Origin of the sequence: Enterobacter sp. 50793107 (assembly GCF_001463365.1) — a bacterium.
In the GTDB taxonomy this organism is placed as follows: domain Bacteria; phylum Pseudomonadota; class Gammaproteobacteria; order Enterobacterales; family Enterobacteriaceae; genus Enterobacter; species Enterobacter cloacae.
In genome coordinates this window covers 77,346-104,336 of record NZ_LNII01000075.1, presented here as the reverse complement: position 1 = coordinate 104,336, position 26,991 = coordinate 77,346, and the positions used below count along the sequence as shown (strand labels likewise).

Annotated in this window: 26 protein-coding genes; 13 read left to right on the top strand and 13 right to left on the bottom strand. The window is 53.1% G+C overall.

What is annotated here, in order from left to right; all coding sequences use genetic code 11:
* Window positions 1–39 precede the first annotated feature (39 nt).
* Window positions 40–1,086 carry a PLP-dependent cysteine synthase family protein gene (locus APU11_RS10860; protein WP_013095867.1) on the top strand — a complete coding sequence of 349 codons (1,047 nt, stop codon included), beginning with the start codon at window positions 40–42 and terminating at the stop codon, window positions 1,084–1,086.
* Window positions 1,087–1,127: 41 nt separating this feature from the next.
* On the opposite strand, the gene cof is transcribed toward APU11_RS10860, so the two are convergent.
* Entirely contained in the window at window positions 1,128–1,946 is an 819-nt protein-coding gene (cof, locus tag APU11_RS10855) for an HMP-PP phosphatase (RefSeq protein WP_058651626.1), read from the bottom strand.
* A gap of 101 nt (window positions 1,947–2,047) precedes the next feature.
* On the opposite strand from cof, the gene APU11_RS10850 reads away from it, so the two are divergent.
* The gene (locus APU11_RS10850) at window positions 2,048–3,748 is read left to right on the top strand and encodes an SgrR family transcriptional regulator (protein ID WP_058651625.1); all 1,701 of its coding nucleotides are present in this window, start codon (window positions 2,048–2,050) and stop codon (window positions 3,746–3,748) included.
* Between the two features lie 66 nt (window positions 3,749–3,814).
* Complete coding sequence (gene queC / locus APU11_RS10845; RefSeq protein ID WP_013095864.1) at window positions 3,815–4,510, top strand: 7-cyano-7-deazaguanine synthase QueC; 696 nt, start codon at window positions 3,815–3,817, stop codon at window positions 4,508–4,510.
* A 2-nt stretch (window positions 4,511–4,512) separates the two neighbouring features.
* Here the strand turns inward: queC and APU11_RS10840 are convergent, their stop codons facing one another.
* The 11 genes from APU11_RS10840 to bolA form a co-directional block, all read right to left on the bottom strand.
* The gene (locus APU11_RS10840; protein WP_013095863.1) at window positions 4,513–4,842 is read right to left on the bottom strand and encodes an addiction module antidote protein; all 330 of its coding nucleotides are present in this window, start codon (window positions 4,840–4,842) and stop codon (window positions 4,513–4,515) included.
* The gene (locus APU11_RS10835; protein ID WP_020686128.1) at window positions 4,829–5,182 is read right to left on the bottom strand and encodes a type II toxin-antitoxin system RelE/ParE family toxin; all 354 of its coding nucleotides are present in this window, start codon (window positions 5,180–5,182) and stop codon (window positions 4,829–4,831) included. Before APU11_RS10835 ends, APU11_RS10840 begins: the two co-directional genes overlap by 14 nt.
* A 47-nt stretch (window positions 5,183–5,229) precedes the next feature.
* Window positions 5,230–5,628, bottom strand: coding sequence for a YbgC/FadM family acyl-CoA thioesterase (locus APU11_RS10830; RefSeq protein WP_013095862.1), 399 nt, complete (start codon window positions 5,626–5,628; stop codon window positions 5,230–5,232).
* Between the two features lie 99 nt (window positions 5,629–5,727).
* Window positions 5,728–6,108, bottom strand: coding sequence for a helix-hairpin-helix domain-containing protein (locus APU11_RS10825; RefSeq protein ID WP_029883402.1), 381 nt, complete (start codon window positions 6,106–6,108; stop codon window positions 5,728–5,730).
* A 148-nt stretch (window positions 6,109–6,256) separates the two neighbouring features.
* A complete protein-coding gene (gene ppiD, locus APU11_RS10820) occupies window positions 6,257–8,128 on the bottom strand; it encodes a peptidylprolyl isomerase (RefSeq protein WP_058651624.1) in 1,872 nt (623 codons plus the stop codon).
* A gap of 212 nt (window positions 8,129–8,340) precedes the next feature.
* The gene (gene hupB / locus APU11_RS10815; protein WP_002444653.1) at window positions 8,341–8,613 is read right to left on the bottom strand and encodes a nucleoid-associated protein HU-beta; all 273 of its coding nucleotides are present in this window, start codon (window positions 8,611–8,613) and stop codon (window positions 8,341–8,343) included.
* A 210-nt stretch (window positions 8,614–8,823) separates the two neighbouring features.
* Window positions 8,824–11,178, bottom strand: a complete 2,355-nt coding sequence (gene lon / locus APU11_RS10810) for an endopeptidase La (RefSeq protein ID WP_013095859.1) — start codon at window positions 11,176–11,178, stop codon at window positions 8,824–8,826.
* 184 nt (window positions 11,179–11,362) lie between these two features.
* Entirely contained in the window at window positions 11,363–12,637 is a 1,275-nt protein-coding gene (gene clpX / locus APU11_RS10805; RefSeq protein WP_013095858.1) for an ATP-dependent protease ATP-binding subunit ClpX, read from the bottom strand.
* A gap of 127 nt (window positions 12,638–12,764) precedes the next feature.
* On the bottom strand, window positions 12,765–13,388 hold the full coding sequence (gene clpP, locus APU11_RS10800; RefSeq protein WP_013095857.1) for an ATP-dependent Clp endopeptidase proteolytic subunit ClpP: 624 nt from the start codon (window positions 13,386–13,388) through the stop codon (window positions 12,765–12,767).
* Window positions 13,389–13,646: 258 nt separating this feature from the next.
* Entirely contained in the window at window positions 13,647–14,945 is a 1,299-nt protein-coding gene (gene tig, locus APU11_RS10795) for a trigger factor (RefSeq protein ID WP_013095856.1), read from the bottom strand.
* Between the two features lie 330 nt (window positions 14,946–15,275).
* Window positions 15,276–15,593, bottom strand: coding sequence for a transcriptional regulator BolA (bolA, locus tag APU11_RS10790; protein ID WP_013095855.1), 318 nt, complete (start codon window positions 15,591–15,593; stop codon window positions 15,276–15,278).
* A 305-nt stretch (window positions 15,594–15,898) separates the two neighbouring features.
* Here bolA and APU11_RS10785 point away from each other — a divergent pair, with 305 nt between their 5' ends.
* From APU11_RS10785 to APU11_RS10745, 8 genes are all read left to right on the top strand, one after another.
* A complete protein-coding gene (locus tag APU11_RS10785) occupies window positions 15,899–16,477 on the top strand; it encodes a lipoprotein (RefSeq protein ID WP_013095854.1) in 579 nt (192 codons plus the stop codon).
* A gap of 45 nt (window positions 16,478–16,522) precedes the next feature.
* Window positions 16,523–17,998 carry a muropeptide MFS transporter AmpG gene (ampG, locus tag APU11_RS10780; protein ID WP_038985373.1) on the top strand — a complete coding sequence of 492 codons (1,476 nt, stop codon included), beginning with the start codon at window positions 16,523–16,525 and terminating at the stop codon, window positions 17,996–17,998.
* A 479-nt stretch (window positions 17,999–18,477) separates the two neighbouring features.
* A complete protein-coding gene (gene cyoA / locus APU11_RS10770; protein WP_013095851.1) occupies window positions 18,478–19,425 on the top strand; it encodes a cytochrome o ubiquinol oxidase subunit II in 948 nt (315 codons plus the stop codon).
* A gap of 16 nt (window positions 19,426–19,441) precedes the next feature.
* Window positions 19,442–21,433 carry a cytochrome o ubiquinol oxidase subunit I gene (gene cyoB / locus APU11_RS10765; RefSeq protein WP_013095850.1) on the top strand — a complete coding sequence of 664 codons (1,992 nt, stop codon included), beginning with the start codon at window positions 19,442–19,444 and terminating at the stop codon, window positions 21,431–21,433.
* Window positions 21,423–22,037 (top strand): cytochrome o ubiquinol oxidase subunit III, encoded by a 615-nt coding sequence (locus APU11_RS10760; RefSeq protein WP_003859057.1) that lies wholly within the window; start codon window positions 21,423–21,425, stop codon window positions 22,035–22,037. The genes cyoB and APU11_RS10760 overlap by 11 nt, the downstream gene beginning before the upstream one ends.
* Window positions 22,037–22,363, top strand: a complete 327-nt coding sequence (locus APU11_RS10755) for a cytochrome o ubiquinol oxidase subunit IV (RefSeq protein WP_006176899.1) — start codon at window positions 22,037–22,039, stop codon at window positions 22,361–22,363. The genes APU11_RS10760 and APU11_RS10755 overlap by 1 nt, the downstream gene beginning before the upstream one ends.
* 11 nt (window positions 22,364–22,374) lie before the next feature.
* Window positions 22,375–23,262: a heme o synthase gene (gene cyoE, locus APU11_RS10750; RefSeq protein ID WP_013095848.1), complete on the top strand. Its 888-nt coding sequence runs from the start codon at window positions 22,375–22,377 to the stop codon at window positions 23,260–23,262.
* A 149-nt stretch (window positions 23,263–23,411) separates the two neighbouring features.
* The gene (locus tag APU11_RS10745; protein WP_013095847.1) at window positions 23,412–24,773 is read left to right on the top strand and encodes an MFS transporter; all 1,362 of its coding nucleotides are present in this window, start codon (window positions 23,412–23,414) and stop codon (window positions 24,771–24,773) included.
* 32 nt (window positions 24,774–24,805) lie between these two features.
* On the opposite strand, the gene APU11_RS10740 is transcribed toward APU11_RS10745, so the two are convergent.
* A complete protein-coding gene (locus APU11_RS10740) occupies window positions 24,806–25,297 on the bottom strand; it encodes a YajQ family cyclic di-GMP-binding protein (protein WP_008503327.1) in 492 nt (163 codons plus the stop codon).
* Window positions 25,298–25,425: 128 nt separating this feature from the next.
* Here APU11_RS10740 and panE point away from each other — a divergent pair, with 128 nt between their 5' ends.
* Window positions 25,426–26,337 (top strand): 2-dehydropantoate 2-reductase, encoded by a 912-nt coding sequence (panE, locus tag APU11_RS10735; RefSeq protein ID WP_045902413.1) that lies wholly within the window; start codon window positions 25,426–25,428, stop codon window positions 26,335–26,337.
* Entirely contained in the window at window positions 26,300–26,893 is a 594-nt protein-coding gene (gene yajL / locus APU11_RS10730) for a protein deglycase YajL (protein WP_013095845.1), read from the top strand. The genes panE and yajL overlap by 38 nt, the downstream gene beginning before the upstream one ends.
* Window positions 26,894–26,991: the final 98 nt, after the last annotated feature.

Here is a 26,991-nt window from a genome sequence, read left to right as displayed (position 1 = left end):
TCGCTATGCTGGGCACAAAATGACAAACGGATAATTACGATGAATAGCAACTGGGTTAAACATGCCATCAGCGAAATCAATGCCGACTACCAGCGCTCGGCCGACACCCATTTAATCCGCCTCGCCCTGCCGGGGTTTGCGGGGATTCAGCTGTATCTGAAAGATGAAAGCACCCATCCTACGGGGAGCCTGAAGCATCGTCTGGCGCGTTCGCTGTTCCTGTATGGCTTGTGTAACGGCTGGATTAAAGAAGGCACGACAATTATTGAATCGTCATCCGGTTCAACCGCCGTCTCCGAAGCCTATTTCGCCCGTTTACTGGGCCTGCCGTTTATCGCTGTCATGCCCTCATGCACCGCGAAACGCAAAATCGAACAGATCGAATTTTATGGCGGACGCTGCCACTTTGTAGAAAGCGCCTGCGAAATTTACGCCGCCTCGGAAATGCTGGCCCGTGAGCTGAACGGCCACTATATGGACCAGTTCACCTTCGCCGAGCGTGCAACCGACTGGCGTGGCAATAACAATATAGCGGACAGTATTTTCCGTCAGATGACTCATGAGCCTCATCCGGTTCCGTCATATATCGTCATGAGCGCCGGTACGGGCGGAACCTCGGCCACCATTGGCCGCTATATCCGCTGTCAGGGCTACGATACGCAACTGATGGTGGTGGATCCGCAAAACTCGGTATTCCTCGACTACTGGCAAAGCCGCAATGCCGACCTGCGCAGTCCGGTGGGCAGTAAAATTGAAGGGATTGGCCGCCCGCGCGTTGAGCCGTCGTTCATTCCTGATGTGGTGGATGAAATGCTCCGCGTACCGGATGCCGCCAGCGTCGCGACGGCCCACTGGCTGGAGACGCAGCTGGGCCGCAAGGTGGGTGCCTCTACCGGTACCAATATGTGGGGTGCGCTGCAGCTGGCAGCACGCATGCGTGAAGAGGGCCGCACGGGCTCTATCGTCACGCTGCTGTGCGACAGCGGAGAGCGCTATCTGGAAACCTACTACAACGCGGAGTGGGTGCAGGCAAACATCGGCGATATTGCGCCGTGGCAAGCGCAAATTGCACAACTGGTGAAATAAAAAAAAGCCAGACCGAAGTCTGGCTTGCTGGAAGGGTCTCACTATTCGGGGGAATATGGGAGGGTGTTGTTGTCCAGCCAATGTGTTAAAAAATGGGACACCGCTTCATTACGGCAGTGTCCGATAACCGGCAGATGAGGAAGCGCAGAGATCAGCTGCGGCATAGCATTCCCCATAATCAAACCGCGCCCGACGCTGCCCAGCATCTCGCGGTCGTTCATGGCGTCACCAAACGCCATACACTCCTGCAGCGTCAAGCCCAGGTGGTCGCTCAGGACCGCCAGGGCAGAACCTTTGTTACACCCCACCGGCAACACTTCCAGACAGTCCACCGCCGAAAAGGTCAGATGGGCCCGGTCGCCTAACGCCTCATTCAACTGAATACGTAAGCGGCAGAGATCGTCGTGATCGCCACAAAAACAGATCTTGGTCACCGCGTGGGCAGGTATGCGGCGCAGATCCATCAGCTGATAGCGAAAACCGCTGTAGACATGCGCATGGAGAAGTTGAGGGATTTCACGACCGGTAAACCAGCCGTTATCGTTAAAGACATGAACGCTGGCCTGGGTATCCCAGGTACTGTGCAGCACGATATCCGCCACTTCCGGGTTGAGATCCTGACGGTGCAGCACCTCCCCTTCGACCGAATGAATTCGTGTTCCGTTGCCGGTAATCAGAAATGCATCCAGGGAAAATGCGCCCAGCAGATGGCGCATCTCCAGCACATGACGGCCAGTGGCAAACGTCAGGGTTACATTACGCTCACGCAGGCGCTTAAGGGTGTTCAGGGTTTTCTCCCCTAAACGGTGATCCGGCATTAACAACGTGCCGTCCATATCAAATGCAGCGAGCCGAGCCATCATAACTCCCGAAATGTGATGCGATTAACTTGTGCATCAGTATTGCGTGAGATATACGGAAGTAATAGTGAATAGATGAGAATTATTGTTCCGGGTTTATTATGCGCCAGCTCAACCGCCTCAAACAGTATCAGCGCCTGTGGCAGCCTTCCGAAGGGGCACCGCAGCAGGTCACCATTGCGGAGCTCGCCAGCCGCTGTTTTTGCAGCGAGCGGCATGTTCGCACCCTGCTGCGTCAGGCGCAGGAGGCTGGCTGGCTGAACTGGCATGCACAGTCTGGTCGCGGCAAGCGCGGTGAGCTCAGGTTTTATGTCAGCCCGGAATCACTGCGCAATACGATGATGGAAGAAGCGCTGAAGCATGGGCAGCAACATAACGCCCTGGAGCTGGCCCAGCTTGCGCCGGAAGAGTTGCGGGAGTTGCTGCATCCCTTTTTGGGCGGACAGTGGCAAAACGATACGCCGACGCTGCGCATTCCCTATTACCGCTCACTGGATGCGCTGCAGCCTGGCTTTTTACCCGGCCGGGCGGAGCAGCACCTGGCAGGCCAGGTTTTCTCCGGGCTGACACGCTTTAATGGCAACAGCAGCGAACCAACGGGCGATCTTGCCCATCACTGGGAAGTCACGGATGGCGGCCTGCGCTGGCATTTTTATATCCGCTCGACCCTGCACTGGCATAATGGCGACAAAATTGAGACAGCGCAGTTGCAACGGAGCCTGAAGGCCCTGCTTATGCTGCCAGCCCTGCGCAAACTGTTCCAGAGCGTATTAGACATCGAGGTCACTCACCCGCAGTGCCTGACGTTTACCCTGCATCAACCGGACTACTGGTTGCCCCATCGTCTGGCGACCTACTGTAGCCGTCTGGCCCACCCCGATCAGCCCATGACGGGCAGCGGCCCTTTCAGGCTGAGCGTGTTTGATTCCGAGCTGGTGCGTCTGGAAAGCCACGAGCAGTACCATCTTAGCCACCCGCTGATCAAGGCGATTGAATACTGGATCACGCCGACGCTATTTGATTACGGACTGGGGACCAGCTGCCGTCATCCGGTGCAGATTGCCATTGGCGAGCCTGATGAACTGGAGAGCCTGCGGCTGGTAAGTAACAGCACCAGCCTGGGCTTCTGTTATCTCACCCTGAAACAGAGCGACCGGATGAGTGAACTGCAGGCTCGACGGCTAATCAATATCATCCATCTCTCAACGCTGCTGCATACGCTCCCGCTGAACGAAGGGTTGATTACACCAACAGAAGAGCTGCTTCCAGGCCTGCCTATTCCCCGGTGGCCGGATTTAACGCACGTTCTTTTACCGGCAGCGTTAACCCTCGTTTACCATTTGCCCGTTGAGTTACACACCATGGCAAACCAGCTAAAACAGTACCTTGCGCAGCAGGGATGCGAACTGACCGTTATCTTTCACGATGCGAAGACGTGGGACGGATGTCCGCAGCTTGCCGATGCGGACATGATGATGGGAGACAGGCTGATTGGCGAAGCGCCGGAGTATACACTTGAACAGTGGCTTCGGTGCGATACCCTCTGGCCGCATCTGCTAAGCGCGCCGCAAGTTGCGCATCTGCAGGCCACGCTGGATGCCGTTCAGACTCAGGCCGATGAGCAGGCAAGACACGCTGGCCTGAGAGCCATCTTTACCCGGCTGATGGATAATGCAGTGCTGACGCCGCTGTTTAACTACCAGTATCAAATCAGCGCACCACCGGGGGTAAACGGAATACGACTGAATACCCGTGGCTGGTTTGATTTCACTGCGGCCTGGCTTCCAGCCTCCCGGTCGTGAAGAAGCTGGTCGTCGCCGAAGTCAGACGGTAACATAATGTTTTTACCGTAACTGTCGAGATGATTTATGAAACGTGCCGTCGTCGTGTTCAGCGGAGGACAAGATTCCACTACCTGCCTGGTTCAGGCGCTTCACCAGTACGATGAAGTGCATTGTGTCACTTTCGATTATGGCCAGCGCCATCGCGCTGAAATCGACGTTGCCCGCGAACTGGCGCTGAAACTGGGCGCACGCGCGCATAAGGTGCTGGACGTCACGCTGTTAAACGAACTGGCCGTCAGCAGCCTCACCCGCGACAGTATTCCTGTTCCTGATTACAAACCTGACGCCAGCGGTATTCCCAATACCTTTGTGCCAGGGCGTAATATTCTTTTTCTGACCCTGACGGCCATCTACGCCTACCAGGTGCAAGCCGAAGCGGTGATCACCGGCGTTTGCGAAACCGACTTCTCCGGTTACCCGGACTGCCGCGACGAGTTTGTGAAAGCGCTCAATCACGCGGTAAATCTGGGGATGGCCAAGGAGACGCGCTTTGAAACGCCACTAATGTGGCTTGATAAAGCGGAAACCTGGGCACTGGCGGACTACTGGGGCAAGTTGGATTTGGTTCGCAGCGAAACCCTGACCTGCTACAACGGCATCAAGGGCGACGGATGCGGCCAGTGCGCCGCCTGTAACCTGCGTGCCAATGGCTTGAATCACTACCTGGCAGATAAAGCCGGTGTGATGGCCGCAATGCAGAAAAAAACCGGGCTGAAATAGGGTTATTTGACCGTGCTGTCGAACAGTTTTACACCGGCAGCACGCGTGACTTTCATTAGCGTCGTCAGTGTTGGATTGCCATTATCAGACAAGGTTCGGTATAGCTGCTGGCGGGAAAGACCTGCTTTGGCAGCAATTTCACCTATGCCGCCGCGGGATTCGATGACCTGGCGGAGTGCAATGAGATAGGCAGGGATCCCCTGATCCTCATAAATTTCTTCCAGTGCTATTTGCAGGTAAAGTTGAGCATAGGAAGGATTCTCACGAAGCATTTTTACAACCGCATCGTGATGGTTAACAGAACTTGAATAGTGTCGTTTAGAAGTGCTCATCTGTTTTTCCTTTAGATAGATGATCTTTCAAGAAATCTACCGCCTGTTTAACATCTTGTTTTTGACTCTTCTTGTCACCACCGATGAGTAACAACAAGACCCTCTGATGCTCTACGGCAAAATAGATCCTGTAACCGGGACCACTATCAATTCGCATCTCCCAAACACCTTCTCTAAGGTATTTGTAATCACCAAAATTATGCTTTATTGCACGGTTAATACGCATAAGGATCCGTAAAACGGTCTCCGGATCCTTTCTGCGCATCCTGGTTATCCACTCCTCAAACGGCACTTTGCCGTCACGGGTCCGATAACGCTCAACAACATAGTCCCTGTCCATTATTCTATCCCTGGAAAAACACTTTGTCTTTTATAAAAGACAAAAAATCACACGATCATCAGCTCCAGCTTTTCCCGCAATTCCCCTTCCAGCGGCAGTGCTTTCTGCGTTTTCAGATCGATACAAACGAAGGTGATCAGCGCATCGGCTACCACCTGCCCTTCCGGATCCAGCGTCACGATCTGACTGAGCACGCCGCTCTTCCCGTTTAGCTGTTGCACCTGGCTGGTCACTGTAAGCACATCCCCCAGCACGGCCGGGCGACGGTAGTTGATATTGATGTTGACGACCACGAACGCAATGTTGTGCGCGGTCAGCCATTGGAAGCTTTCGCTGTTTTCCAGCCCATCCCAGCGCGCCTCTTCAAGAAATTCGAGATAGCGGGCGTTATTCACGTGCTGGTAAACATCAAGATGAAAACCGCGTACTTTGATTTTTGTCTGCATAGCGCAATAGCCTTTACTGTTGTTATAGGATAAGAGGTCAAGACTGGTATGACCTCTTTATCCTGGCAAACTTTTGCTGCTGTGCAAGTAAAACTGAGATTACAACGTCAGGTGTGAGAGGTTGCGCTCAACCAGTGAATTGCCCATCCCCGGAACCTGCCTGAGGTCGTCAACCGTTTTAAACGGGCCGTACTCTTCACGGTAGCTGACGATAGCCTGCGCTTTTTTAAGCCCTACGCCGTTCATCACGCGGGCGAGATCTTCAGCCGAGGCCGTATTGATGCTGACGCGTGTACCGTCGTCCTCTGTGCTTTTGCCAGGTTCAGCGGCTTTAGTTTGGGCAGATGCTTGTGCAGCGGGGTCAGTTTTGCTCTGTACAGACTGCGTTTTGGCTGCGGGGGACGCCGCCAGTGCGCCTGCGCTCATTCCGGTAGTGGCAATAGCCAGTGTGATTAGCAGTGCTTTGATTCCACATTTCATGCTGTTATCTCCTTGTTTGTTGACAGCCATGTCACCATAGCCGTCAGCCAAAAGAGGCTCAAACATGCGTTTGCAGAAATGGAAAAGGCCGCGAAAGCGGCCTTCAGGGTTTGCAGAGCGTTACGAAAATCTGCGAGCAGATACGTAATTATTGCTGCTGAGTGATGGCATCGCCCAGCTTGATTTTGGCTTCTTTACGCAGGTTGCTCATCATCGCTTCGAAAGCAATCTGGGCATTGTTCTGGGTGATACCCTGAACCATTGCTTTCTTTTGCGCTTCTGGCATGGTGCCGGCTTTCACTTCATCCAGCGCCAGCAGAACGACGTTCCCCTGCATGTCGGTTGTTGTCCCGAAGCTCGGTTTGTCTTTCGCTGGCAGGCTCAGACCAAACACAGCCTGGCTGATTGGGTCCTGACCGGTTCGGCTCAGCGTTTTCGCGTCACCGAAGCTCAGACCCGCCGCTTTCAGGGCGTCTTCTTTACCGGCTTTCAGGTCAGCCAGGATCTTCTCAGCATCCAGTTTTGCCTGCTGTTCCGCTTTGCTATGTTTAACCTGCGCCACAACTTGATCTTTCACTTCCGCCAGCGGTTTTACCGCTTCAGGCTTGTGCTCGCTTACGCGCAGAACAAACGCACGGTCACCGTCAACGGTAATGATATCGGAGTTGCTGCCCGGCGTACCGTTCTCGCCCACCAGACCACCGTTGAAGATGGCATCCGAAACCGGTTTGAAGTTCAGCTCTTCCGGCAGGTTGTCTCGGCCAAACCAGCCGGTCTCCACCGCTTTCACGCCAGCAACCTGCTCTGCACCGGCCAGAGATTCGTTGTCGTTGCTCGCCGCATCGCTCACTTTCTGCTGCAGGGCATAGTACGCATCAAGCGCTTTTTCCTGCTTCACTTTGGCGGCGATATCATCACGCACCTCAGCCAGTGGTTTGGTTTTAGCGGCTTCGATATCATCCAGACGCGCAACCAGGAAACCAACGGACGATTTAATCACACCCGACAGCTGGCCCTTGTCTTTCAGACCGGCATTTTTCAGCTCATCCGGCGTAGTCGCCGCTTCCAGCCAGCCCATATCGCCGCCATTTTTGGCAGAAATGATGTCGGTGGATTTTGCTTTCGCAACGGTGGCGAAATCTGCGCCTTTGTTCAGCTCATCCAGCACCGCTTTGGCATCGGCTTCGGTTTTGGTCTGAATCACGCTGTAGCGGTTACGCTGCGGCTGAGTGAACTGATCCTGATGCTGATCGTAGTAAGACTGGATTTCTGCATCAGTCGCGCTTTCCTGCAACGCAGCAGCATCCAGCTTGATATAGCTCACGCGGAACTGCTCAGGTGCAACAAAGCTGTTTTTATTCTGCTCGTACCAGGCGTTAACCTCTGCGTCGCTCACCTGCTGCTTCGCCGCGAGCGCATTCACATCGATGGTCGCCTGACGCACAACACGCTGCTGTGCCACCAGGGCTGCCAGTTCGTCAGTTTCACCTTTGAGCATGAAATCAGTACCAACCACCGCATTGATGAGCTGTTGCGTCGTCAGCTGGTTACGCAGCGCCTGCGCGTATTGATCGGCCGTCATGCCCATCTGATTCACAATGCTGTTATAGCGAGCATTGTCGAACTTGCCGTTAGACTGGAAAGCCTGAGTCGAGAAGATGGCTTTTTTAACCTGCTCATCGCTGATACCCAGACCCAGTTTTTTGGCATATTGATCGAGGAGCGCTTCGTCAATCAGGCGGTTCAGCGTCTGCTGGCGCAGGGTTTTCATGTATCCTTCGTTCGCAGCCAGCTCAGAGAATTGGTCGCCCAGCTGTTGCTGCATACGGTTACGTTCACCGGCAAACGCGTTCTCGAACTGACCGCGGCTGATTTCCTGGCCGTTCACTTTTGCGGCATAATTTGCGCCACCGCCGATAAGGTAACTGCTCACGCCGGTCAATATGAACGACACGATAATGATACCGAAAATAATCTTGAGCACGAGACTGTTAGCAGCCGTGCGTAAGCTGTCCATCATGGTGTAACAACACTCCGCTGTAGGTGACTGGTTACCCGACGCTAACGGAAAATCCTGACCGTCGCGCGTAAAGGCGTATTGTGACAAGAAAACGGGGCGATTGTCAGCCCACAACTCGCATAAACTCGCACAAATCAGGTCTGGACAAATAAAAAAGGCACATCAAATGATGCGCCCTTGTACTTTTCGGCTTCCCTGAAACGGGAAAGCAATCAGTTTACTGCGTCTTTCAGCGCTTTACCTGCACGGAAACCCGGCACTTTAGCGGCAGCAATGGTGATCTCTTTACCGGTCTGAGGGTTGCGGCCAGTACGGGCAGCACGCTCTTTAACAGCAAAAGTACCGAAGCCTACCAGTGCAACGTCGTCCCCAGCCTGCAGAGATTCAGTAACAGAAGCAATTAATGCATCTAACGCACGTCCAGCTGCAGCTTTAGAAATATCAGCACCAGCAGCAATTTTGTCAATCAGTTGAGATTTATTCACTGTTCTCTTCCTCTCTTTATAATTTATATCGCGCCTGAATCCTTCACAACGCGACCGCGCAGCAGTTATATCAGGCCTGCCATGACCTTACAACACCCGTTGTTGATGGCTGACCTAATCAGCAATCTAAATTAGCTATACAAAAAAAGGCTGGCAAGTGCGAAATGACTTACCAGCCTTGTTTTTATTGACGCTCTTTGCGCGAGGTCACTATTTTGCAGTCACAACCTGCATTCCGGAGGGTTCATTCTGCAATGCGAGAGTAAGAACCTCCTCAATTCGCTTAACAGGATGAATCTGCAGATCGGCAATCACGTTGTCAGGAATCTCTTCCAAATCGCGTTTATTTTCGTAAGGAATCAATACGGTTTTGATCCCACCACGATGTGCCGCCAGCAGTTTTTCTTTTAACCCACCAATTGGCAGAACCTGACCACGCAGGGTAATTTCACCGGTCATTGCGACATCAGCGCGCACCGGGTTACCTGTGAGACAGGAGACCAGCGCGGTACACATCGCGATACCGGCGCTTGGGCCATCTTTCGGCGTTGCCCCTTCCGGGACGTGAACGTGAATGTCGCGTTTTTCGTAGAAATCCGGGTTGATCCCCAGTTTCTCCGCACGTGCGCGAACCACGGTCAAGGCCGCCTGGATGGACTCCTGCATGACTTCACCCAAAGAACCGGTGTAGGTCAGCTTACCTTTACCTGGCACACAGGCGGTTTCGATGGTCAGCAGATCGCCGCCCACTTCCGTCCATGCCAGACCGGTGACCTGACCCACGCGGTTTTCGTTGTCCGCACGACCATAGTCGAAACGCTGAACGCCCAGATAGGCATGCAGATTGTCGCCGTTAATGGTGATGTGCTTCAGGCTCTTATCCAGCAGCAGCTGTTTCACCGCTTTACGGCACAGTTTCGAGATTTCACGCTCAAGGCTACGCACGCCCGCTTCGCGAGTGTAGTAGCGAATGATGCCGATAATCGCGCTGTCCTCGACGGTCAGTTCGTTGGCTTTCAGTGCGTTACGCTCAATCTGTTTCGGCAGCAGATGCTGCTTCGCAATATTCAGCTTCTCGTCTTCGGTATAACCAGACAGACGGATCACTTCCATCCGATCCAGCAGCGGAGCCGGAATGTTCATGGAGTTGGAGGTCGCCACGAACATCACATCGCTCAGATCGTAGTCCACTTCCAGGTAGTGATCGCTGAACGCCACGTTCTGTTCTGGATCAAGTACTTCCAGCAGAGCCGAGGCCGGATCGCCACGCATATCCGACGACATTTTGTCGATCTCATCGAGCAGGAACAGCGGGTTTTTAACCCCAACTTTCGCCATCTTCTGGATCAATTTACCCGGCATAGAACCGATGTAGGTACGACGGTGACCGCGGATTTCCGCTTCGTCGCGTACGCCACCCAGCGCCATACGGATATATTTACGTCCGGTCGCTTTCGCAATGGACTGGCCCAGAGAGGTTTTACCTACCCCTGGCGGTCCAACCAGACAGAGGATTGGGCCTTTCAGTTTGTTTACACGGCTTTGTACCGCGAGGTACTCAAGGATGCGGTCTTTAACACGCTCCAGGCCGTAGTGGTCGGTATCCAGGATCTCCTGCGCCTGACGCAGGTCTTTTTTGACCTTGCTGCGGGCATTCCACGGCACCTGAACCATCCACTCGATGTAGCCACGCACCACCGTCGCTTCAGCCGACATCGGAGACATCATTTTCAGCTTCTGCAGTTCAGCTTCCGCTTTCTCTTTGGCCTCTTTCGGCATTTTTGCCGCGTCGATCTTACGCTTCAGCGCTTCGTTTTCGTCCGGCGCGTCGTCCATCTCGCCGAGTTCTTTCTGAATGGCTTTCATTTGCTCATTCAGATAGTACTCACGCTGCGATTTTTCCATCTGCTTTTTCACGCGGTTGCGAATACGCTTCTCAACCTGCAGCAGATCGATTTCAGACTCCATCATCGCCATCAGATATTCCAGACGTTCGTTAACGTCGGACATCTCCAGCACGGACTGTTTGTCCGCCAGCTTCAGCGGCATATGCGCTGCGATGGTGTCCGCCAGACGTGCGGGATCGTCGATGCTGTTCAGCGACGTCAGCACTTCTGGTGGGATTTTCTTGTTCAGCTTGATATAGCCTTCAAACTGGCTAATCGCGGTGCGCACCAGCACTTCCTGCTCGCGCTCATCAAGCTGAGGCGAATCAAGGTACTCTGCCTTGGCAGAGAAATGTTCGCCATTGTCAGACAGGGTGGTAATACGCGCACGCTGCAGGCCTTCTACCAGCACCTTAACGGTGCCGTCAGGCAGCTTCAGCATCTGCAAAATAGAGGCCACGGTCCCGACGGTGAAAAGATCGTTTACACCCGGCTCATCCGTCGAAGCTTCCTTCTGCGCAACCAACATGATTTTTTTATCATGATCCATGGCGGCTTCGAGGCAACGGATAGATTTTTCCCGCCCTACAAATAAGGGTATGACCATGTGCGGATAAACCACCACATCGCGCAACGGCAATACGGGGATTTCAATGCGTTCAGAACGCTCAGGATTCATAGAGCTCTCTCTTAGTTTAGTGTCCGCCAGGTAAACTGGTCATGTAACTGTGCTTCACACAACCATTAACATGTAATCCAGTATATGGGGATGTTTCCCACACATTCAACGCCATGAATACGGAAAAAGTAAAGGGGAGATAAAATCCCCCCTTTTTGATTAACTGCTTGTATGATTTGGTGAATTATTCGCCAGATGCCTGCTGCGCTTCCGGTTTCCCGTAAATCAGCAGCGGCTTGCTTTGACCACCGATAACGGACTCGTCGATAACCACTTTTTCGACATCTTCCATGGAAGGCAGGTCGTACATGGTATCAAGCAGCGCCGCTTCAACGATGGAACGCAGACCACGGGCACCGGTTTTACGGATCATCGCTTTCTTCGCAATCGCATCCAGCGCTTCATCACGGAATTCCAGCTCAACGCCTTCCAGGTTAAACAGCGCCTGATACTGCTTGGTCAGCGCGTTTTTCGGCTCTTTCAGGATCTGGATCAGCGCTTCTTCACTCAGTTCATTCAGCGTGGCCACAACCGGCAGACGCCCAATGAATTCTGGGATCAGACCAAACTTGATCAGATCTTCTGGTTCAACCTGAGACAGCAGTTCGCCTTCGTTCGCTTTCTCGGATTTGGCCTTCACCGTTGCGCCAAAACCAATGCCGGAGCCGGTTTCAACACGGTGGGAGATAACTTTATCCAGACCGGCGAAAGCACCGCCACAGATGAACAGGATCTTGGAGGTATCAACCTGCAGGAACTCCTGCTGCGGATGTTTACGGCCACCCTGCGGGGGCACTGCGGCAACGGTCCCTTCGATCAGCTTCAGCAATGCCTGCTGTACACCTTCCCCTGATACGTCACGGGTGATAGACGGGTTGTCTGATTTACGGGAGATCTTGTCGATCTCATCGATATAGACGATACCGCGCTGGGCTTTTTGTACGTCGTAATCGCACTTCTGCAGCAGTTTCTGGATGATGTTTTCCACATCTTCACCCACGTAACCGGCTTCGGTCAGGGTGGTGGCATCCGCCATGGTGAACGGCACATCCAGCAGGCGTGCGAGCGTTTCAGCCAACAGCGTTTTACCGGAACCGGTTGGGCCGATCAGCAGAATGTTACTTTTACCCAGCTCTACGCCATTGCTGGTATCACCGTTACGCAGGCGTTTGTAGTGGTTATATACCGCTACCGCCAGCACTTTCTTAGCCTGCTCCTGACCGATGACATAGTCGTCCAGATGATGACGAATTTCATGCGGTGTCGGCAGCGCGCTACGCTCGCGGTGAGGCGCTACTTCTTTAATCTCTTCGCGAATGATGTCATTACATAAATCAACACATTCGTCGCAGATATACACGGACGGCCCGGCAATCAGTTTACGCACTTCATGCTGGCTTTTGCCGCAAAAAGAGCAGTACAGCAGTTTGCCCGAACCATCTTTGCGTTTATCTGTCATGAGTCCAAACCTCTTTTTAAGTTCTTTGTGCCGCACATGACGACGCAAATGCCATTTTCAGACGCAAGCTGCTCTCAAGCAGAGTGCCGCTTTACCTTAGTATAGCGGCACACTCGCGTCGCGGGCATCAATTACGATGGGTCAAAATGGAGTCGACTAAGCCGTACTCAACTGCCTCTGAAGCAGAGAGGAAGCGATCGCGCTCGGTATCGCGCTCGATCTGCTCAAGAGATTGACCCGTATGCTGCGCCATAAGTTCATTCATGCGCGCTTTTACTTTCAGAATTTCGCGGGCGTGGATTTCGATATCCGTCGCCTGCCCCTGGTAACCACCCAGCGGCTGGTGAATCATCACGCGGGAATTCGGCAGGCAGAAACGTTTGCCTTTTGCCCCTGCGGTTAACAGGAAGGCCCCCATAGATGCTGCCTGACCCATACAGATAGTGCTCACATCAGGCTTGATGAATTGCATGGTGTCATAAATGGACATACCTGCCGTAATCACGCCGCCTGGGGAGTTAATGTACAGGTAAATGTCTTTTTCCGGGTTTTCCGCTTCCAGAAACAGCATCTGCGCCACGATCAGGTTCGCCATGTGGTCTTCCACCTGGCCGGTCAGAAAGATAACGCGTTCCTTGAGCAGACGGGAATAGATATCAAAAGAACGCTCACCACGTGAGGTCTGTTCAATAACCATTGGCACCAGAGCCATATGGGGTGCAAAGTTATCTCGTTCGCCACTGTATGACATTTCCGTCTCCTGGATCAAAATTGAAAACACCTGCTGTACTGATTGTAACCTTACGGACGGATTATCAGCCAGTCTCATTCATCTGATTACACACTTATGGGGTTTACATTGCCCTATTTCAAGCATAACAACCTTTTGTTGTTACGCTAACACCGAAAGGGCGTTTTAGCACCCTTCCTGGGCTATTGGTGCGATAAAAAAAACCCGTTGCCGGAAGGCAACGGGTTTTTGTTCAAACTTTAAACCTTCGGGGCGAAATTACGCCTGCTGGTTCATCAGTTCGTTGAAAGAGGTCGCTTTTTCGGTCACTTTCGCTTTCGCCAGTACCGCTTCAACAGCCTGCTCTTCCAGGGCAACATTGCGCATGTTGTCCATCAGCTCTTTGTTCTTACCGTAGAACTCGATAACTTCTGATGGATCTTCGTATGCAGAAGCCATCTCTTCGATCAGGCCTTTCACACGCTCTTCGTCAGCTTTCAGCTCGTGAGTACGAATCACTTCGCCCAGCAGCAGACCAACAACAACGCGGCGTTTTGCCTGCTCTTCGAACAGCTCGCGTGGCAGTTCCATCGCTTGCTGCTGGTTGCCACCGAAACGCTGTGCAGCCTGACGACGCAGTACGTCGATTTCGCTGTCGATCAGCGCAGCTGGAACGTCGATTTCGTTCGCCTTCACCAGGCCTTCAATAGCCTGAGATTTCACACGGTTACGCACAGCACCGTTCAGCTCGCGTTCCATGTTTTTACGTACTTCAGTACGCAGACCAGCAACAGAACCATCTTCCACGCCGAAACGCTTGATGAATTCTTCAGTCAGTTCTGGCAGTTCGCGCTCTTCCACTTTCTTCAGGTTGATGACGAACTTCGCTGCTTTACCTTTCAGGTTTTCAGCGTGGTACTCTTCAGGGAAGGTCACGTCGATGGTGAACTCTTCGCCCGCTTTGTGGCCTTTGATACCGTCTTCGAAGCCCGGGATCATACGACCCTGACCCATTGCCAGTACGAAGTCAGTCGCTTTGCCGCCTTCGAACTCTTCGCCGTCTACAGAACCGGTGAAGTCGATGGTGACGCGGTCTTCAGCGTCAACAGCGCCTTCTTTCTCTTTCCAGTTAGCCTGCTGCTTACGCAGGGTATCCAGCATGCCGTCAACATCTTCGTCGGTCACGGAAACAATCGGTTTTTCAACTTCGATAGATTCCAGACCTTTCAGTTCTACTTCCGGATACACTTCGAACTCTACAGAGTAGGTGAAGTCTTCGCCCAGTTTGTATTCGCCTGGAACGTAGTTCGGCGCACCGGCCGGATTGATCTTTTCTTTGATGATCGCATCGATAAAGTTGCGGCTCATCAGTTCACCCAGCACATCCTGACGCACGGAAGCGCCATAACGCTGAGCAACAACATTCATTGGTACTTTGCCCTTACGGAAGCCGTCAATACGTACTTTTTTTGCTACGTTGACCAGCTCGCTTTTCACAGCAGTTTCGATGCTGTCAGCAGCGATAGTAATCGTTACACGGCGGCCAAGGCCTTGAGTGGTTTCAACTGAAACTTGCATCTTGTTACCTCAAAAAAATCACAGTGCTCGGTCAACTCTGAATCTGTCTGTTTTACCGGGATGCTCTCTTAGTGCAGATTCACATTCCCTGTCGCCAGAATCATCCCGAAGACATTCAATAAGACGCGGCATTATAGCGGCATCACTTAGGTGAGTCGAGAACGGTTGGGGCATGTTGCTGCGGCTTTTTTCACACTTTAAGGCTATTTTTAGCCTTAAAATCGCACCATCCGCTCAAAACTCAGACAAAACAAAACGGCCCGAAGGCCGTTTTGAGGAAATCTGTATGCAACATACTGGAAAAACTCCAGCGGTTGCAAATCCGATTTATCAGGCGATGGTGCCTGCACCGCGACAAGGCGGGGATGCAAAAACCGTATCCTGCAAGCCTTCCCACTCCTTAATGGTGTAGGTATGCAATGCCAGCGCATGTACGGTTGTGGAGAGTTCTTCCGTCAAGGTGCTGTAGATCAAGCGGTGTCGGTTCAGGAAACGTTCTCCCGTGAAGCGATCGCTAACCAGAACCACTTTGAAGTGGCTTTCAGAACCTGCCGGCACGTTATGACGATAGCTTTCGTCGACGACTTCGAGGAACACAGGGTTGAACGCTGCCCTTAATTTATCTTCTATCTGCTCACGTATCATCATGAAATTACTCCTCCGACAACGCCAGGATGTCACCCATCCCTTTAAATGTTAGCCGCTTTTACCGGTTCCATTACAACAAGACAACAAATATTTAGCTTTCGTCTTATTTTCTCATTCAAACGAATGAAGTTCACTGTGAGGCTCATACGTTTTGTCACACACAGGTTGAGAAAAAGGGCGAACTGGTCAGTTTTCAGACAAGGCGATGAATTTACATGCGTTGACCACTTCCCCTGGCCGTTAGCGATGTTATGATGGCGGCAATTTTTCTCTCTTTATGCTTACGATTCGTTGAGAACCCGAAAATGTTAAAAAAACTCTTCTTTCCGTTGGTAGCCCTCTTTATGCTGGCAGGCTGCGCTACCCCGCCAACAACCATTGATGTCTCACCAAAAATCACGCTGCCCCAGCAGGATCCAAGCCTGATGGGCGTGACCGTGAGCATTAACGGTGCCGATCAACGTCAGGATCAGGCCCTGGCGAAAGTGACCCGCGACAACCAGCTGGTAACGTTGACCGCTTCCCGTGACCTGCGCTTCCTGCTGCAGGAAGTGCTGGAGAAACAGATGACCTCTCGTGGTTACATGATTGGCCCAAGCGGCGCGGTTGATCTGCAGATCATCGTTAACAACCTGTACGCTGACGTTTCCCAGGGTAACGTGCGCTACAACATCTCCACCAAAGCGGACATCGCCATCATCGCTACCGCGAAGAACGGCAACAAGATGACCAAAAACTATCGCGCCAGCTACTCCGTAGAAGGTGCTTTCCAGGCTTCTAACCAGAACATTGCTAACGCCGTAAACAGCGTGCTGACCGATACCATCGCCGATATGGCGCAGGACACCAGCATTCACGACTTTATCAAGCAAAACGCGCGTTAATCCTGCTGACTGACCCGGTATTTTACCGGGTCAGTTTTTAAGAACATGTCCAGTCATTACTTACGCATTTTCCAGCAACCCAAATCAGCCATTCTGCTGATCCTTGGCTTTGCCTCCGGTTTACCCCTCGCGCTCACTTCCGGCACATTGCAGGCCTGGATGACGGTTGAGAATATCGATCTCAAAACCATTGGCTTCTTCTCGCTCGTCGGCCAGGCGTATGTCTTTAAGTTCCTGTGGTCGCCGGTGATGGATCGCTACACCCCGCCGTTCCTGGGCCGTCGTCGTGGCTGGCTGGTGATGACGCAGGTCCTGCTGTTGCTGGCCATTGCCGCCATGGGATTCCTTGAGCCGTCGACACAGCTTCGCTGGATGGCGGCGCTTGCGGTGGTGATCGCCTTCTGTTCCGCGTCACAGGATATCGTGTTTGATGCCTGGAAAACGGACGTGTTACCCGCAGAAGAGCGTGGAGCCGGTGCAGCCATCAGCGTGCTGGGCTATCGCCTCGGCATGTTGGTATCTGGTGGGCTGGCGCTGTGGCTGGCTGACCGCTATCTGGGCTGGCAGGGCATGTACTGGCTGATGGCCGCCCTGCTGATCCCGTGCATTATTGCCACCCTCCTCGCCCCTGAACCGAGCGACGTGATTCCGGTCCCCCGTTCTCTGGAGCAGGCCGTTGCCGAACCGCTGCGTGATTTCTTTGGCCGCAACAATGCCTGGCTGATCCTGCTGCTCATCGTCCTTTATAAGCTGGGTGATGCCTTCGCGATGAGCCTGACCACCACGTTCCTGATCCGCGGCGTCGGGTTCGATGCCGGTGAAGTGGGAGTGGTTAACAAAACCCTCGGGCTCTTTGCCACTATCGTCGGCGCACTTTACGGCGGGGTGTTGATGCAGCGCCTGACCTTGTTCCGGGCGTTGCTGATCTTCGGCATTCTGCAGGGGGCGTCTAACGCGGGTTACTGGCTGCTGTCGATTACCGATAAACATATGATTAGCATGGCGGCAGCAGTGTTCTTTGAGAACCTGTGTGGCGGAATGGGTACCGCGGCGTTTGTCGCCCTGCTGATGACGCTCTGCAACAAGTCGTTTTCTGCAACGCAGTTCGCCCTGCTCTCGGCGCTTTCTGCCGTGGGCCGCGTATATGTGGGGCCGATTGCCGGTTGGTTTGTTGAAGCGCACGGTTGGCCAACGTTTTATCTCTTCTCCGTGGTTGCAGCCGTGCCAGGCATTTTATTGTTGCTGGTCTGCCGCCAGACGCTGGAATATACCCAGCGAACAGAACACTTTATGCCGCGAACGGAATATCAGCGCGCCTACCGTTTTGCGCTACGCCTGTTAATGGTGGGATGTCTGGCGCTGGGGTTATGGCTCGTGGTGCTTATCATCAATGCCACTACCCCCCTGGTGCTTCCTCTTGAAGCCCTTCTCCTTGATGTCGGCGCCCTGCTGGCGGTCGTCGGGATCCTGCTCGGTGGGCTGCTCGATTTTCTGGCTCTGCGTAAAACGCAGACAACCTGAAGATAAAAGCGAAAGGTTATTTCCCGTTGTAATCACCGGCTGAAATTATAACGGTGAAATAACCGACAAACGCTAAAAAAAATATTTGTTGTTTTGTGCGGGATAGGATTCGGAAATTATTGGAGCCATTTCTTTCAGGCTATTTTTCATTAAACGATTCAGCTTGGGAAAGATTGAATTTTCGTTTTTTAATTGTCTTTTTATTGATAATTAATTGTTAATTTTTTGTTTATTTTTAACAATGGTTATACCAATTGCCCCTTTTAGGGTATGCTTGGGGGTCCTTTCGTTATAAAGCCCATGCCATGCGGCTTCGGTCATAAAAACCGACATAATTTGCAACACTTGTGACACGTGCGGCAGAACCCGGTAACACCTTCCTGACACAGGCCTAATGATGTTTACAGTAATGTAACCTTCCCGTAAAATGCCCCCACACTTTAAACGCCACCAGACTCCCGTGGAATTGAGGTCGTTAAATGAGACTCAGGAAATACAATAAAAGTTTGGGATGGTTGTCATTATTCGCAGGCACTGTATTACTCAGTGGCTGCGATTCTGCACTACTTGACCCCAAAGGACAGATTGGACTGGAACAACGTTCACTGATACTGACGGCATTTGGCCTGATGTTGATTGTGGTTATTCCAGCCATTTTGATGGCTGTTGGTTTCGCCTGGAAGTATCGTGCGAGCAATAAAGATGCGAAGTATAGCCCTAACTGGTCACACTCCAATAAAGTGGAAGCTGTGGTCTGGACGGTTCCTATTCTGATCATCCTGTTCCTCGCTGTGCTGACCTGGAAAACCACTCACGCACTTGAGCCAAGCAAACCGCTGGTTCACGATGAAAAACCAATTACCATTGAAGTGGTCTCCATGGACTGGAAATGGTTCTTCATCTATCCAGAGCAGGGCATTGCTACCGTGAATGAAATCGCCTTCCCGGCGAACACTCCGGTTCAGTTCAAAGTGACCTCCAACTCCGTAATGAACTCCTTCTTCATCCCACGTCTGGGTAGCCAGATTTACGCGATGGCTGGTATGCAGACCAACCTGCACCTGATCGCGAATGAAGCAGGCACCTATGATGGTATCTCCGCCAGCTATAGCGGCCCGGGCTTCTCAGGTATGAAGTTCAAAGCTATTGCGACGCCGGACCGTGCCGCTTTCGACCAGTGGGTTGCAAAAGCGAAGCAGTCTCCAAACACCATGTCTGACATGGCGGCGTTCGAAAAAGTGGCTGCACCTAGCGAATACAACAAGGTGGAGTACTTCTCTAACGTGAAACCTGATTTGTTCAAAGACGTTATTGGCAAATTTATGGATCACGGCAAGAGCATGGACATGACCCAGCCTGAAGGCGAGCATAGCGCGCACGAAGGTATGGAAGGCATGGACATGAGCCACGCGGAAACCGCTCACTAAGGGGCCGAGGAAGAAAATGTTCGGAAAATTGACACTGGATGCAGTGCCCTACCATGAACCGATTATCATGGTTACGGTGGCTGCCATTATCATCGGTGGCGCGGCCTTACTGGCCTTGATCACTTACTTCGGTAAGTGGAGCTACCTGTGGAACGAGTGGCTGACTTCGGTTGACCACAAAAAACTCGGTATCATGTACTGCATCGTCGGTATCGTCATGTTAATTCGTGGCTTTGCGGATGCGATCATGATGCGTAGCCAGCAGGCACTCGCGTCTGCGGGTGAAGCCGGCTTCCTGCCACCGCACCACTACGACCAGATCTTTACCGCTCACGGCGTTATCATGATCTTCTTCGTGGCGATGCCGCTGGTTATCGGTCTGATGAACGTTGTCGTTCCGCTGCAAATTGGCGCGCGCGACGTTGCGTTCCCGTTCCTGAACAACCTGAGCTTCTGGTTTACGGTTGTCGGCGTTATCCTGGTTAACCTGTCACTGGGCGTGGGCGAATTCGCTCAGACCGGCTGGCTGGCTTACCCACCGCTGTCAGGAATTGAGTACAGTCCGGGCGTTGGCGTTGACTACTGGATTTGGGCGCTTCAGCTCTCCGGTGTCGGTACCACCCTGACCGGTATCAACTTCTTCGTGACCATCCTGAAGATGCGTGCACCTGGTATGACCATGTTCAAGATGCCGGTATTTACCTGGGCATCTCTGTGCGCCAACGTACTGATTATCGCATCCTTCCCAATTCTGACCGTCACCATCGCGCTGCTGACCCTGGACCGCTACCTGGGCACCCATTTCTTCACGAATGACATGGGTGGCAACATGATGATGTACATCAACCTGATTTGGGCCTGGGGTCACCCGGAAGTGTACATTCTGGTTCTGCCTGTCTTCGGTGTGTTCTCCGAAATCGCAGCAACCTTCTCGCGTAAACGTCTGTTTGGTTACACCTCTCTGGTGTGGGCAACCGTCTGTATTACCGTTCTGTCGTTCATCGTTTGGCTGCACCACTTCTTTACTATGGGTGCGGGCGCGAACGTAAACGCCTTCTTCGGTATTACCACCATGATTATCGCCATCCCTACCGGGGTGAAGATCTTCAACTGGCTGTTCACCATGTACCAGGGCCGTATCGTGTTCCACTCAGCGATGCTGTGGACCATCGGCTTCATCGTCACCTTCTCCGTAGGTGGGATGACCGGCGTACTGCTGGCGGTACCGGGTGCTGACTTCGTTCTGCACAACAGTCTGTTCCTGATTGCGCACTTCCATAACGTTATCATCGGTGGCGTGGTCTTCGGCTGCTTCGCTGGCGTAACCTACTGGTGGCCAAAAGCGTTCGGCTTCACGCTGAACGAGAAATGGGGTAAACGCGCGTTCTGGTTCTGGATCATTGGCTTCTTCGTAGCATTTATGCCGCTGTACGTGCTGGGCTTCATGGGTATGACCCGTCGTCTGAGCCAGCAGATCGATCCGCAGTTCCACCCAATGCTGATGGTTGCAGCGGGCGGTGCCGCGCTGATTGCCTGCGGTATTCTGTGCCAGCTGATTCAGTACTACGTGTCCATCCGTGACCGTAACCTGAACCGCGACCTGACCGGTGACCCATGGGGTGGCCGTACGCTGGAGTGGGCGACCTCTTCTCCACCTCCGTTCTATAACTTTGCCGTAGTGCCGCACATTCACGAACGTGATGCATTCTGGGAAATGAAAGAAAAAGGTGAAGCGTACAAGCAACCTGACCATTACGAAGAGATCCATATGCCGAAAAACAGCGCAGCGGGCATCGTGATTGCCGCTTTCGCAACGGTATTTGGTTTCGCAATGATCTGGCACATCTGGTGGATGGCGATTGTTGGCTTCGCTGGCATCGTAATCAGCTGGATTGTGAAGAGCTTTGACGAGGACGTGGACTACTACGTACCAGTCCGTGAAGTTGAAAAGCTGGAAAATCAGCATTTCGACGAGATTTCTAAAGCGGGGCTGAAAAATGGCAACTGATACTCTGGCGCACTCGACTGCCCACGCGCATGAACATGCGCACCACGATACAGGACCGACGAAAGTCTTCGGGTTCTGGATCTACCTGATGAGCGACTGCATTCTGTTCTGCTGTCTGTTCGCAACCTATGCCGTTCTGGTGAACGGCACAGCGGGCGGCCCGACCGGCAAGGACATTTTTGAACTGCCGTTCGTTCTGGTTGAAACCGCACTGCTGTTATTCAGCTCCATCACCTACGGCATGGCGGCTATCGCCATGTACAAAAACAACAAGAGCCAGGTTGTCTCCTGGCTGGCGTTGACCTGGTTGTTTGGTGCTGGATTCATCGGGATGGAAATCTATGAATTCCATCACCTGATTATGGAAGGCTTCGGGCCGGATCGCAGTGGCTTCCTGTCTGCGTTCTTCGCACTGGTCGGTACCCACGGTCTGCACGTGACCTCCGGTCTGATCTGGATGGCGGTTCTGATGTTCCAGATCTCCCGTCGCGGCCTGACCAGCACTAACCGTACCCGTATCATGTGCCTGAGCCTGTTCTGGCACTTCCTGGACGTGGTGTGGATCTGTGTGTTCTCTGTTGTCTATCTGATGGGGGCGATGTAATGAGTCATTCAAACGATCATGGCGCTTCCCACGGTAGCGTAAAAACCTACATGACAGGTTTTATCCTGTCGATCATCCTGACGGTGATCCCGTTCTGGATGGTGATGAGCGGTTCTGCGTCTAAGCCGGTTATTCTGGGTGCAATCCTGGTGACCGCGGTGATTCAGATTCTGGTGCATCTGGTTTGCTTCCTGCACATGAACACCAAGTCCGATGAAGGCTGGAACATGACGGCTTTCATCTTTACCGTGATTATCATCGCTATCCTGGTAGTCGGTTCCATCTGGATTATGTGGAACCTTAACTACAACATGATGGTTCACTAAGAGCGGCGAGTATGTTTAAGCAATACCTGCAAGTAACGAAACCAGGCATCATCTTTGGCAACCTGATCTCCGTGATCGGAGGGTTCCTGCTGGCCTCCAAAGGCAGCATTGATTACACCCTCTTTATCTACACGCTGGTCGGTGTGTCACTGGTTGTTGCGTCCGGTTGTGTATTTAACAACTACATCGACATGGATATCGACAAGAAGATGGAAAGGACCAAAAATCGGGTGCTGGTGAAAGGCCTGATCGCCCCTTCCGTCTCGCTGGTGTACGCCACCTTGCTGGGTATTGCTGGCTTTATGCTGCTGTGGTTTGGTGCTAACCCGCTGGCCTGCTGGCTGGGGGTGATGGGGTTCGTGGTGTATGTGGGCGTCTACAGCCTGTATATGAAGCGTCACTCCGTCTACGGCACGCTGATTGGTTCTCTCTCCGGCGCTGCGCCGCCGGTGATTGGCTACTGCGCCGTCACGAACGAGTTCGACAGCGGTGCGCTGATCCTGCTAGCTATCTTTAGCCTGTGGCAGATGCCGCACTCCTATGCCATCGCGATTTTCCGCTTTAAGGATTATCAGGCAGCGAACATTCCGGTTCTGCCGGTCGTGAAAGGTATTTCCGTTGCCAAGAACCACATCACGCTGTACATCATCGCCTTTGCCGTGGCAACGCTGATGCTCTCGCTGGGAGGTTACGCCGGGTATAAATATCTGGCGGTGGCCGCAGCGGTAAGCGTCTGGTGGCTCGGTATGGCCCTGCGCGGTTACAAAGTGGAAGATGACAAAGTCTGGGCGCGCAAACTGTTTGTGTTCTCGATTGTTGCCATCACCTCGCTGTCCGTGATGATGTCCGTGGACTTTATGGTGCCGGATTCGCATAACCTGCTGACTTACGTCTGGTAAGCCACAACAGGTGAATAAAGGGGTGCTTCGGCACCCTTTTTTATTCACTGAATCTATCAATAACGCATGTAATATTTGTTAAATAACCCTTTATTTACCCCGCCCCTTCCCCGCACTACACTATGGCCTGCTTTTGAATTGAGGTGGCAATGAACGATTATAAAATGACACCGGGCGAGCTGCGTGCGACCTGGGGTTTAGGGACTGTTTTCTCGCTACGGATGCTTGGCATGTTTATGGTCCTGCCTGTTCTGACCACATACGGCATGGCATTGCAGGGCGCCAGCGAAGCGCTGATTGGCCTGGCGATTGGTATTTATGGTCTGGCTCAGGCGGTATTCCAGATCCCGTTTGGTCTGCTCTCTGACCGCGTCGGCCGCAAGCCGCTCATTGTCGGTGGTTTGCTGGTTTTTGTGCTCGGTAGCATCATCGCCGCCCTCTCCCACTCCATCTGGGGAATTATTCTTGGCCGCGCCCTGCAGGGCTCCGGCGCGATTGCCGCCGCCGTGATGGCGCTGCTGTCGGATTTAACCCGTGAACAGAACCGTACCAAAGCGATGGCATTTATCGGCGTGAGCTTTGGCGTCACGTTTGCGATTGCGATGGTGCTCGGCCCCATTATTACCCACACGCTTGGCCTGCACGCCCTGTTCTGGATGATTGCCGTGCTGGCGACCATCGGTATTGCCTTAACGCTGTGGGTGGTACCGGACAGCAAAAACCACGTCCTCAACCGTGAATCCGGGATGGTCAAAGGCTGCTTTAGCAAGGTACTGGTTGAGCCGCGCCTGTTGAAGCTTAACTTCGGCATTATGTGTCTACACATTCTGCTGATGTCGACCTTTGTCGCCCTGCCCGGTCAACTGGCTGCCGCAGGTTTCCCGGCGGCAGAACACTGGAAAATCTATCTGGTGACGATGGTGATTTCGTTCGTCTCGGTGGTACCGTTTATTATCTATGCCGAAGTGAAGCGCAAAATGAAGCGCGTTTTCATTGGCTGTGTGGCGGTATTGCTGATTGCCGAGATCGTGCTCTGGGGCGCTGGCCCCCACTTCTGGGAACTGGTTGCCGGTGTGCAGCTCTTCTTCCTGGCGTTTAACCTGATGGAAGCCCTGCTGCCGTCACTGATCAGCAAAGAATCTCCTGCCGGTTATAAAGGCACGGCGATGGGGATTTACTCCACCAGCCAGTTCATCGGCGTGGCCATTGGCGGTGCCCTCGGCGGCTGGGTCGACGGCCTGTTTGATTCCCAAACCGTCTTCCTCGCAGGCGCACTGCTGGCGACGGTCTGGCTGCTGGTTGCCGGTACCATGAAAGAGCCGCGCTACGTCAGTAGCCTGCGGGTAGAAATTCCTGACGACGTTGAGATCAACGATGCGCTGAAACAGCGTCTTGCATCGACAGAGGGCGTGAGTGAAGTGCTTCTCGCGGCAGAAGAGCGCAGCGCGTATGTCAAAATAGACAGTAAGGTGACAAACCGCTTTGAAGTTGAACAGGCGCTGAAAGCCTGAAAAAAAGCCCGGTTAAACCGGGCTTTTTCGTTTTAATCGCGGAAGTTTTTAAACTGGAACGGTTGTCCCAGATCGCCGCCGCGCACCAGCGCCATGACGGACTGCAGATCATCACGGGATTTTCCGGTAACACGAATTTCTTCGCCCTGGATCTGCGCCTGAACCTTCAGCTTGCTGTCTTTGATGAGCTTAACGATTTTCTTCTGAACCGCGCTCTCAATGCCCTGCTTCAGTTTGGCTTCAACAAACCAGGTTTTACCGCTGTGCACGAACTCTTCCGGTACATCCAGCGAGGTCCCTTCAATGCCGCGTTTTAACAGCTTGGCACGCAGAATATCGAGCAGCTGGTTGACCTGGAAATCAGATTCGCTCAGCACCTTAATGGTCTTATTGGCATCGTTCAGCTCAAACGAGGCTTCAACGCCACGAAAATCGAAACGTGACTCAACTTCGCGGGTTGCGTTTTCTACGCCGTTGCGAACTTCCTGGATATCAACTTCGGAAACAATATCGAAAGATGGCATCTTTTCTTCTCCCTTCATTTTTGTTGCGTTGCATAATACCCGCTACGAGGCATAACTCAACAGAAGCTTAGCTGACGGCGCTATACTTAGGCCGTAACACCTGGCGCAGTTGCAGGTGAGGAGGAACAATGAAAATTACAGTGCTCGGATGCGGAGCCCTTGGTCAACTCTGGCTGACCGCACTATGCAAGCACGGACACGAAGTTCAGGGCTGGCTGCGCGTACCTCAGCCCTATTGCAGTGTAAACCTGATTGGAGAAGACGGAAGTATCTTTAACGAATCCCTCACCGCGAACGATCCTGATTTCCTGGCGCATAGCGACCTGCTGCTGGTGACGCTCAAAGCGTGGCAAGTTTCAGATGCGGTAAAAGCGCTGGCCGCCCAGCTTCCCCCCACGTCGCCCGTTTTACTGCTGCATAACGGCATGGGGACGATTGATGAACTGAAAAGCATTGTGCAGCCGCTGCTGATGGCCACCACCACGCACGCCGCACGCCGTGACGGCAATATCATTGTGCATGTCGCCAGCGGCGTCACGCATATTGGACCTGCCCGGGATCAGGACGGCGACTACAGTTATCTGGCAGACACTCTGCAAACGGTGCTTCCGGACGTGGCCTGGCACAACAACATCCGCCCTCAGCTGTGGCGTAAGCTGGCCGTTAACTGTGTGATCAATCCGCTGACGGCGCTGTGGGACTGCCCGAACGGGGAACTGAAGCACCATCCGCAGGAGGTTGCCACCCTATGTGCCGAGGTCGCCTCGGTGATCGAGCGTGAAGGCTTACACACATCGGCGGATGATTTACGCTATTATGTCGAGCAGGTTATTGATAGTACGGCAGAAAATATCTCATCCATGTTGCAGGATGTTCGGGCGCTACGCCACACGGAAATCGACTACATCACCGGCTATCTGCTAAAACGCGCCCGCGCACACGGTATCACTGTGCCGGAAAACGCCCGCCTGTATGACCTGGTAAAACGTAAGGAGAGTGAATATGAGCGCGTCGGCACTGGTTTGCCTCGCCCCTGGTAGCGAAGAGACAGAAGCGGTCACCACCATCGATATCATGGTGCGTGGTGGTATTCAGGTGACCACCGCCAGCGTCGCCAGCGATGGCAATCTGGCTATTACCTGTTCCCGAGGAGTGAAACTCCTCGCGGATGCGCCACTGGTACAGGTGGCCGACGGGGACTATGACATCATCGTGCTGCCCGGCGGCCTGAAAGGGGCGGAGTATTTTCGCGACAGCACTCTGTTAGTCGAAACCGTCAGACAGTTTCATTTGTCGGGACGTATCGTTGCTGCCATTTGTGCCGCCGCCGGCACCGTGCTGGTTCCGCATAATATCTTTCCCATCGGTAACATGACCGGTTTCCCGGGGCTGAAAGAGACCATCCCGGAAGAGCAGTGGGTGGATAAACGCGTCGTCTGGGATCCGCGCGTCAACCTGCTCACCAGCCAGGGGCCAGGTACCGCGATAGACTTTGGCTTAAAGATTGTTGACCTGCTGGTCGGGCGGGAGAAAGCCTACGAAGTCGCCTCAACGCTGGTGATGGCGGCGGGGATTTATAACTACTATGAAGAGTAGTGCAAAGAAAAGCCGGGTGGCGGTAGGTAAAAGCAAAACGGCAACCTCAGGTTGCCGTTTTTAATGTTTGCGCCCTCTCCCCGTGGGAGAGGGTCGGG

What these genes read in the sequence shown, in the direction of transcription:
- APU11_RS10860 (WP_013095867.1), top strand. Translation starts at nt 40, where the DNA reads ATGAATAGCAACTGGGTTAAACATGCCATCAGCGAAATCAATGCCGAC.
- cof (WP_058651626.1), bottom strand. Translation starts at nt 1,946, where the DNA reads ATGGCTCGGCTCGCTGCATTTGATATGGACGGCACGTTGTTAATGCCG.
- APU11_RS10850 (WP_058651625.1), top strand. Translation starts at nt 2,048, where the DNA reads ATGCGCCAGCTCAACCGCCTCAAACAGTATCAGCGCCTGTGGCAGCCT.
- queC (WP_013095864.1), top strand. Translation starts at nt 3,815, where the DNA reads ATGAAACGTGCCGTCGTCGTGTTCAGCGGAGGACAAGATTCCACTACC.
- APU11_RS10840 (WP_013095863.1), bottom strand. Translation starts at nt 4,842, where the DNA reads ATGAGCACTTCTAAACGACACTATTCAAGTTCTGTTAACCATCACGAT.
- APU11_RS10835 (WP_020686128.1), bottom strand. Translation starts at nt 5,182, where the DNA reads ATGGACAGGGACTATGTTGTTGAGCGTTATCGGACCCGTGACGGCAAA.
- APU11_RS10830 (WP_013095862.1), bottom strand. Translation starts at nt 5,628, where the DNA reads ATGCAGACAAAAATCAAAGTACGCGGTTTTCATCTTGATGTTTACCAG.
- APU11_RS10825 (WP_029883402.1), bottom strand. Translation starts at nt 6,108, where the DNA reads ATGAAATGTGGAATCAAAGCACTGCTAATCACACTGGCTATTGCCACT.
- ppiD (WP_058651624.1), bottom strand. Translation starts at nt 8,128, where the DNA reads ATGATGGACAGCTTACGCACGGCTGCTAACAGTCTCGTGCTCAAGATT.
- lon (WP_013095859.1), bottom strand. Translation starts at nt 11,178, where the DNA reads ATGAATCCTGAGCGTTCTGAACGCATTGAAATCCCCGTATTGCCGTTG.
- clpX (WP_013095858.1), bottom strand. Translation starts at nt 12,637, where the DNA reads ATGACAGATAAACGCAAAGATGGTTCGGGCAAACTGCTGTACTGCTCT.
- clpP (WP_013095857.1), bottom strand. Translation starts at nt 13,388, where the DNA reads ATGTCATACAGTGGCGAACGAGATAACTTTGCACCCCATATGGCTCTG.
- tig (WP_013095856.1), bottom strand. Translation starts at nt 14,945, where the DNA reads ATGCAAGTTTCAGTTGAAACCACTCAAGGCCTTGGCCGCCGTGTAACG.
- bolA (WP_013095855.1), bottom strand. Translation starts at nt 15,593, where the DNA reads ATGATGATACGTGAGCAGATAGAAGATAAATTAAGGGCAGCGTTCAAC.
- APU11_RS10785 (WP_013095854.1), top strand. Translation starts at nt 15,899, where the DNA reads ATGTTAAAAAAACTCTTCTTTCCGTTGGTAGCCCTCTTTATGCTGGCA.
- ampG (WP_038985373.1), top strand. Translation starts at nt 16,523, where the DNA reads ATGTCCAGTCATTACTTACGCATTTTCCAGCAACCCAAATCAGCCATT.
- cyoA (WP_013095851.1), top strand. Translation starts at nt 18,478, where the DNA reads ATGAGACTCAGGAAATACAATAAAAGTTTGGGATGGTTGTCATTATTC.
- cyoB (WP_013095850.1), top strand. Translation starts at nt 19,442, where the DNA reads ATGTTCGGAAAATTGACACTGGATGCAGTGCCCTACCATGAACCGATT.
- APU11_RS10760 (WP_003859057.1), top strand. Translation starts at nt 21,423, where the DNA reads ATGGCAACTGATACTCTGGCGCACTCGACTGCCCACGCGCATGAACAT.
- APU11_RS10755 (WP_006176899.1), top strand. Translation starts at nt 22,037, where the DNA reads ATGAGTCATTCAAACGATCATGGCGCTTCCCACGGTAGCGTAAAAACC.
- cyoE (WP_013095848.1), top strand. Translation starts at nt 22,375, where the DNA reads ATGTTTAAGCAATACCTGCAAGTAACGAAACCAGGCATCATCTTTGGC.
- APU11_RS10745 (WP_013095847.1), top strand. Translation starts at nt 23,412, where the DNA reads ATGAACGATTATAAAATGACACCGGGCGAGCTGCGTGCGACCTGGGGT.
- APU11_RS10740 (WP_008503327.1), bottom strand. Translation starts at nt 25,297, where the DNA reads ATGCCATCTTTCGATATTGTTTCCGAAGTTGATATCCAGGAAGTTCGC.
- panE (WP_045902413.1), top strand. Translation starts at nt 25,426, where the DNA reads ATGAAAATTACAGTGCTCGGATGCGGAGCCCTTGGTCAACTCTGGCTG.
- yajL (WP_013095845.1), top strand. Translation starts at nt 26,300, where the DNA reads ATGAGCGCGTCGGCACTGGTTTGCCTCGCCCCTGGTAGCGAAGAGACA.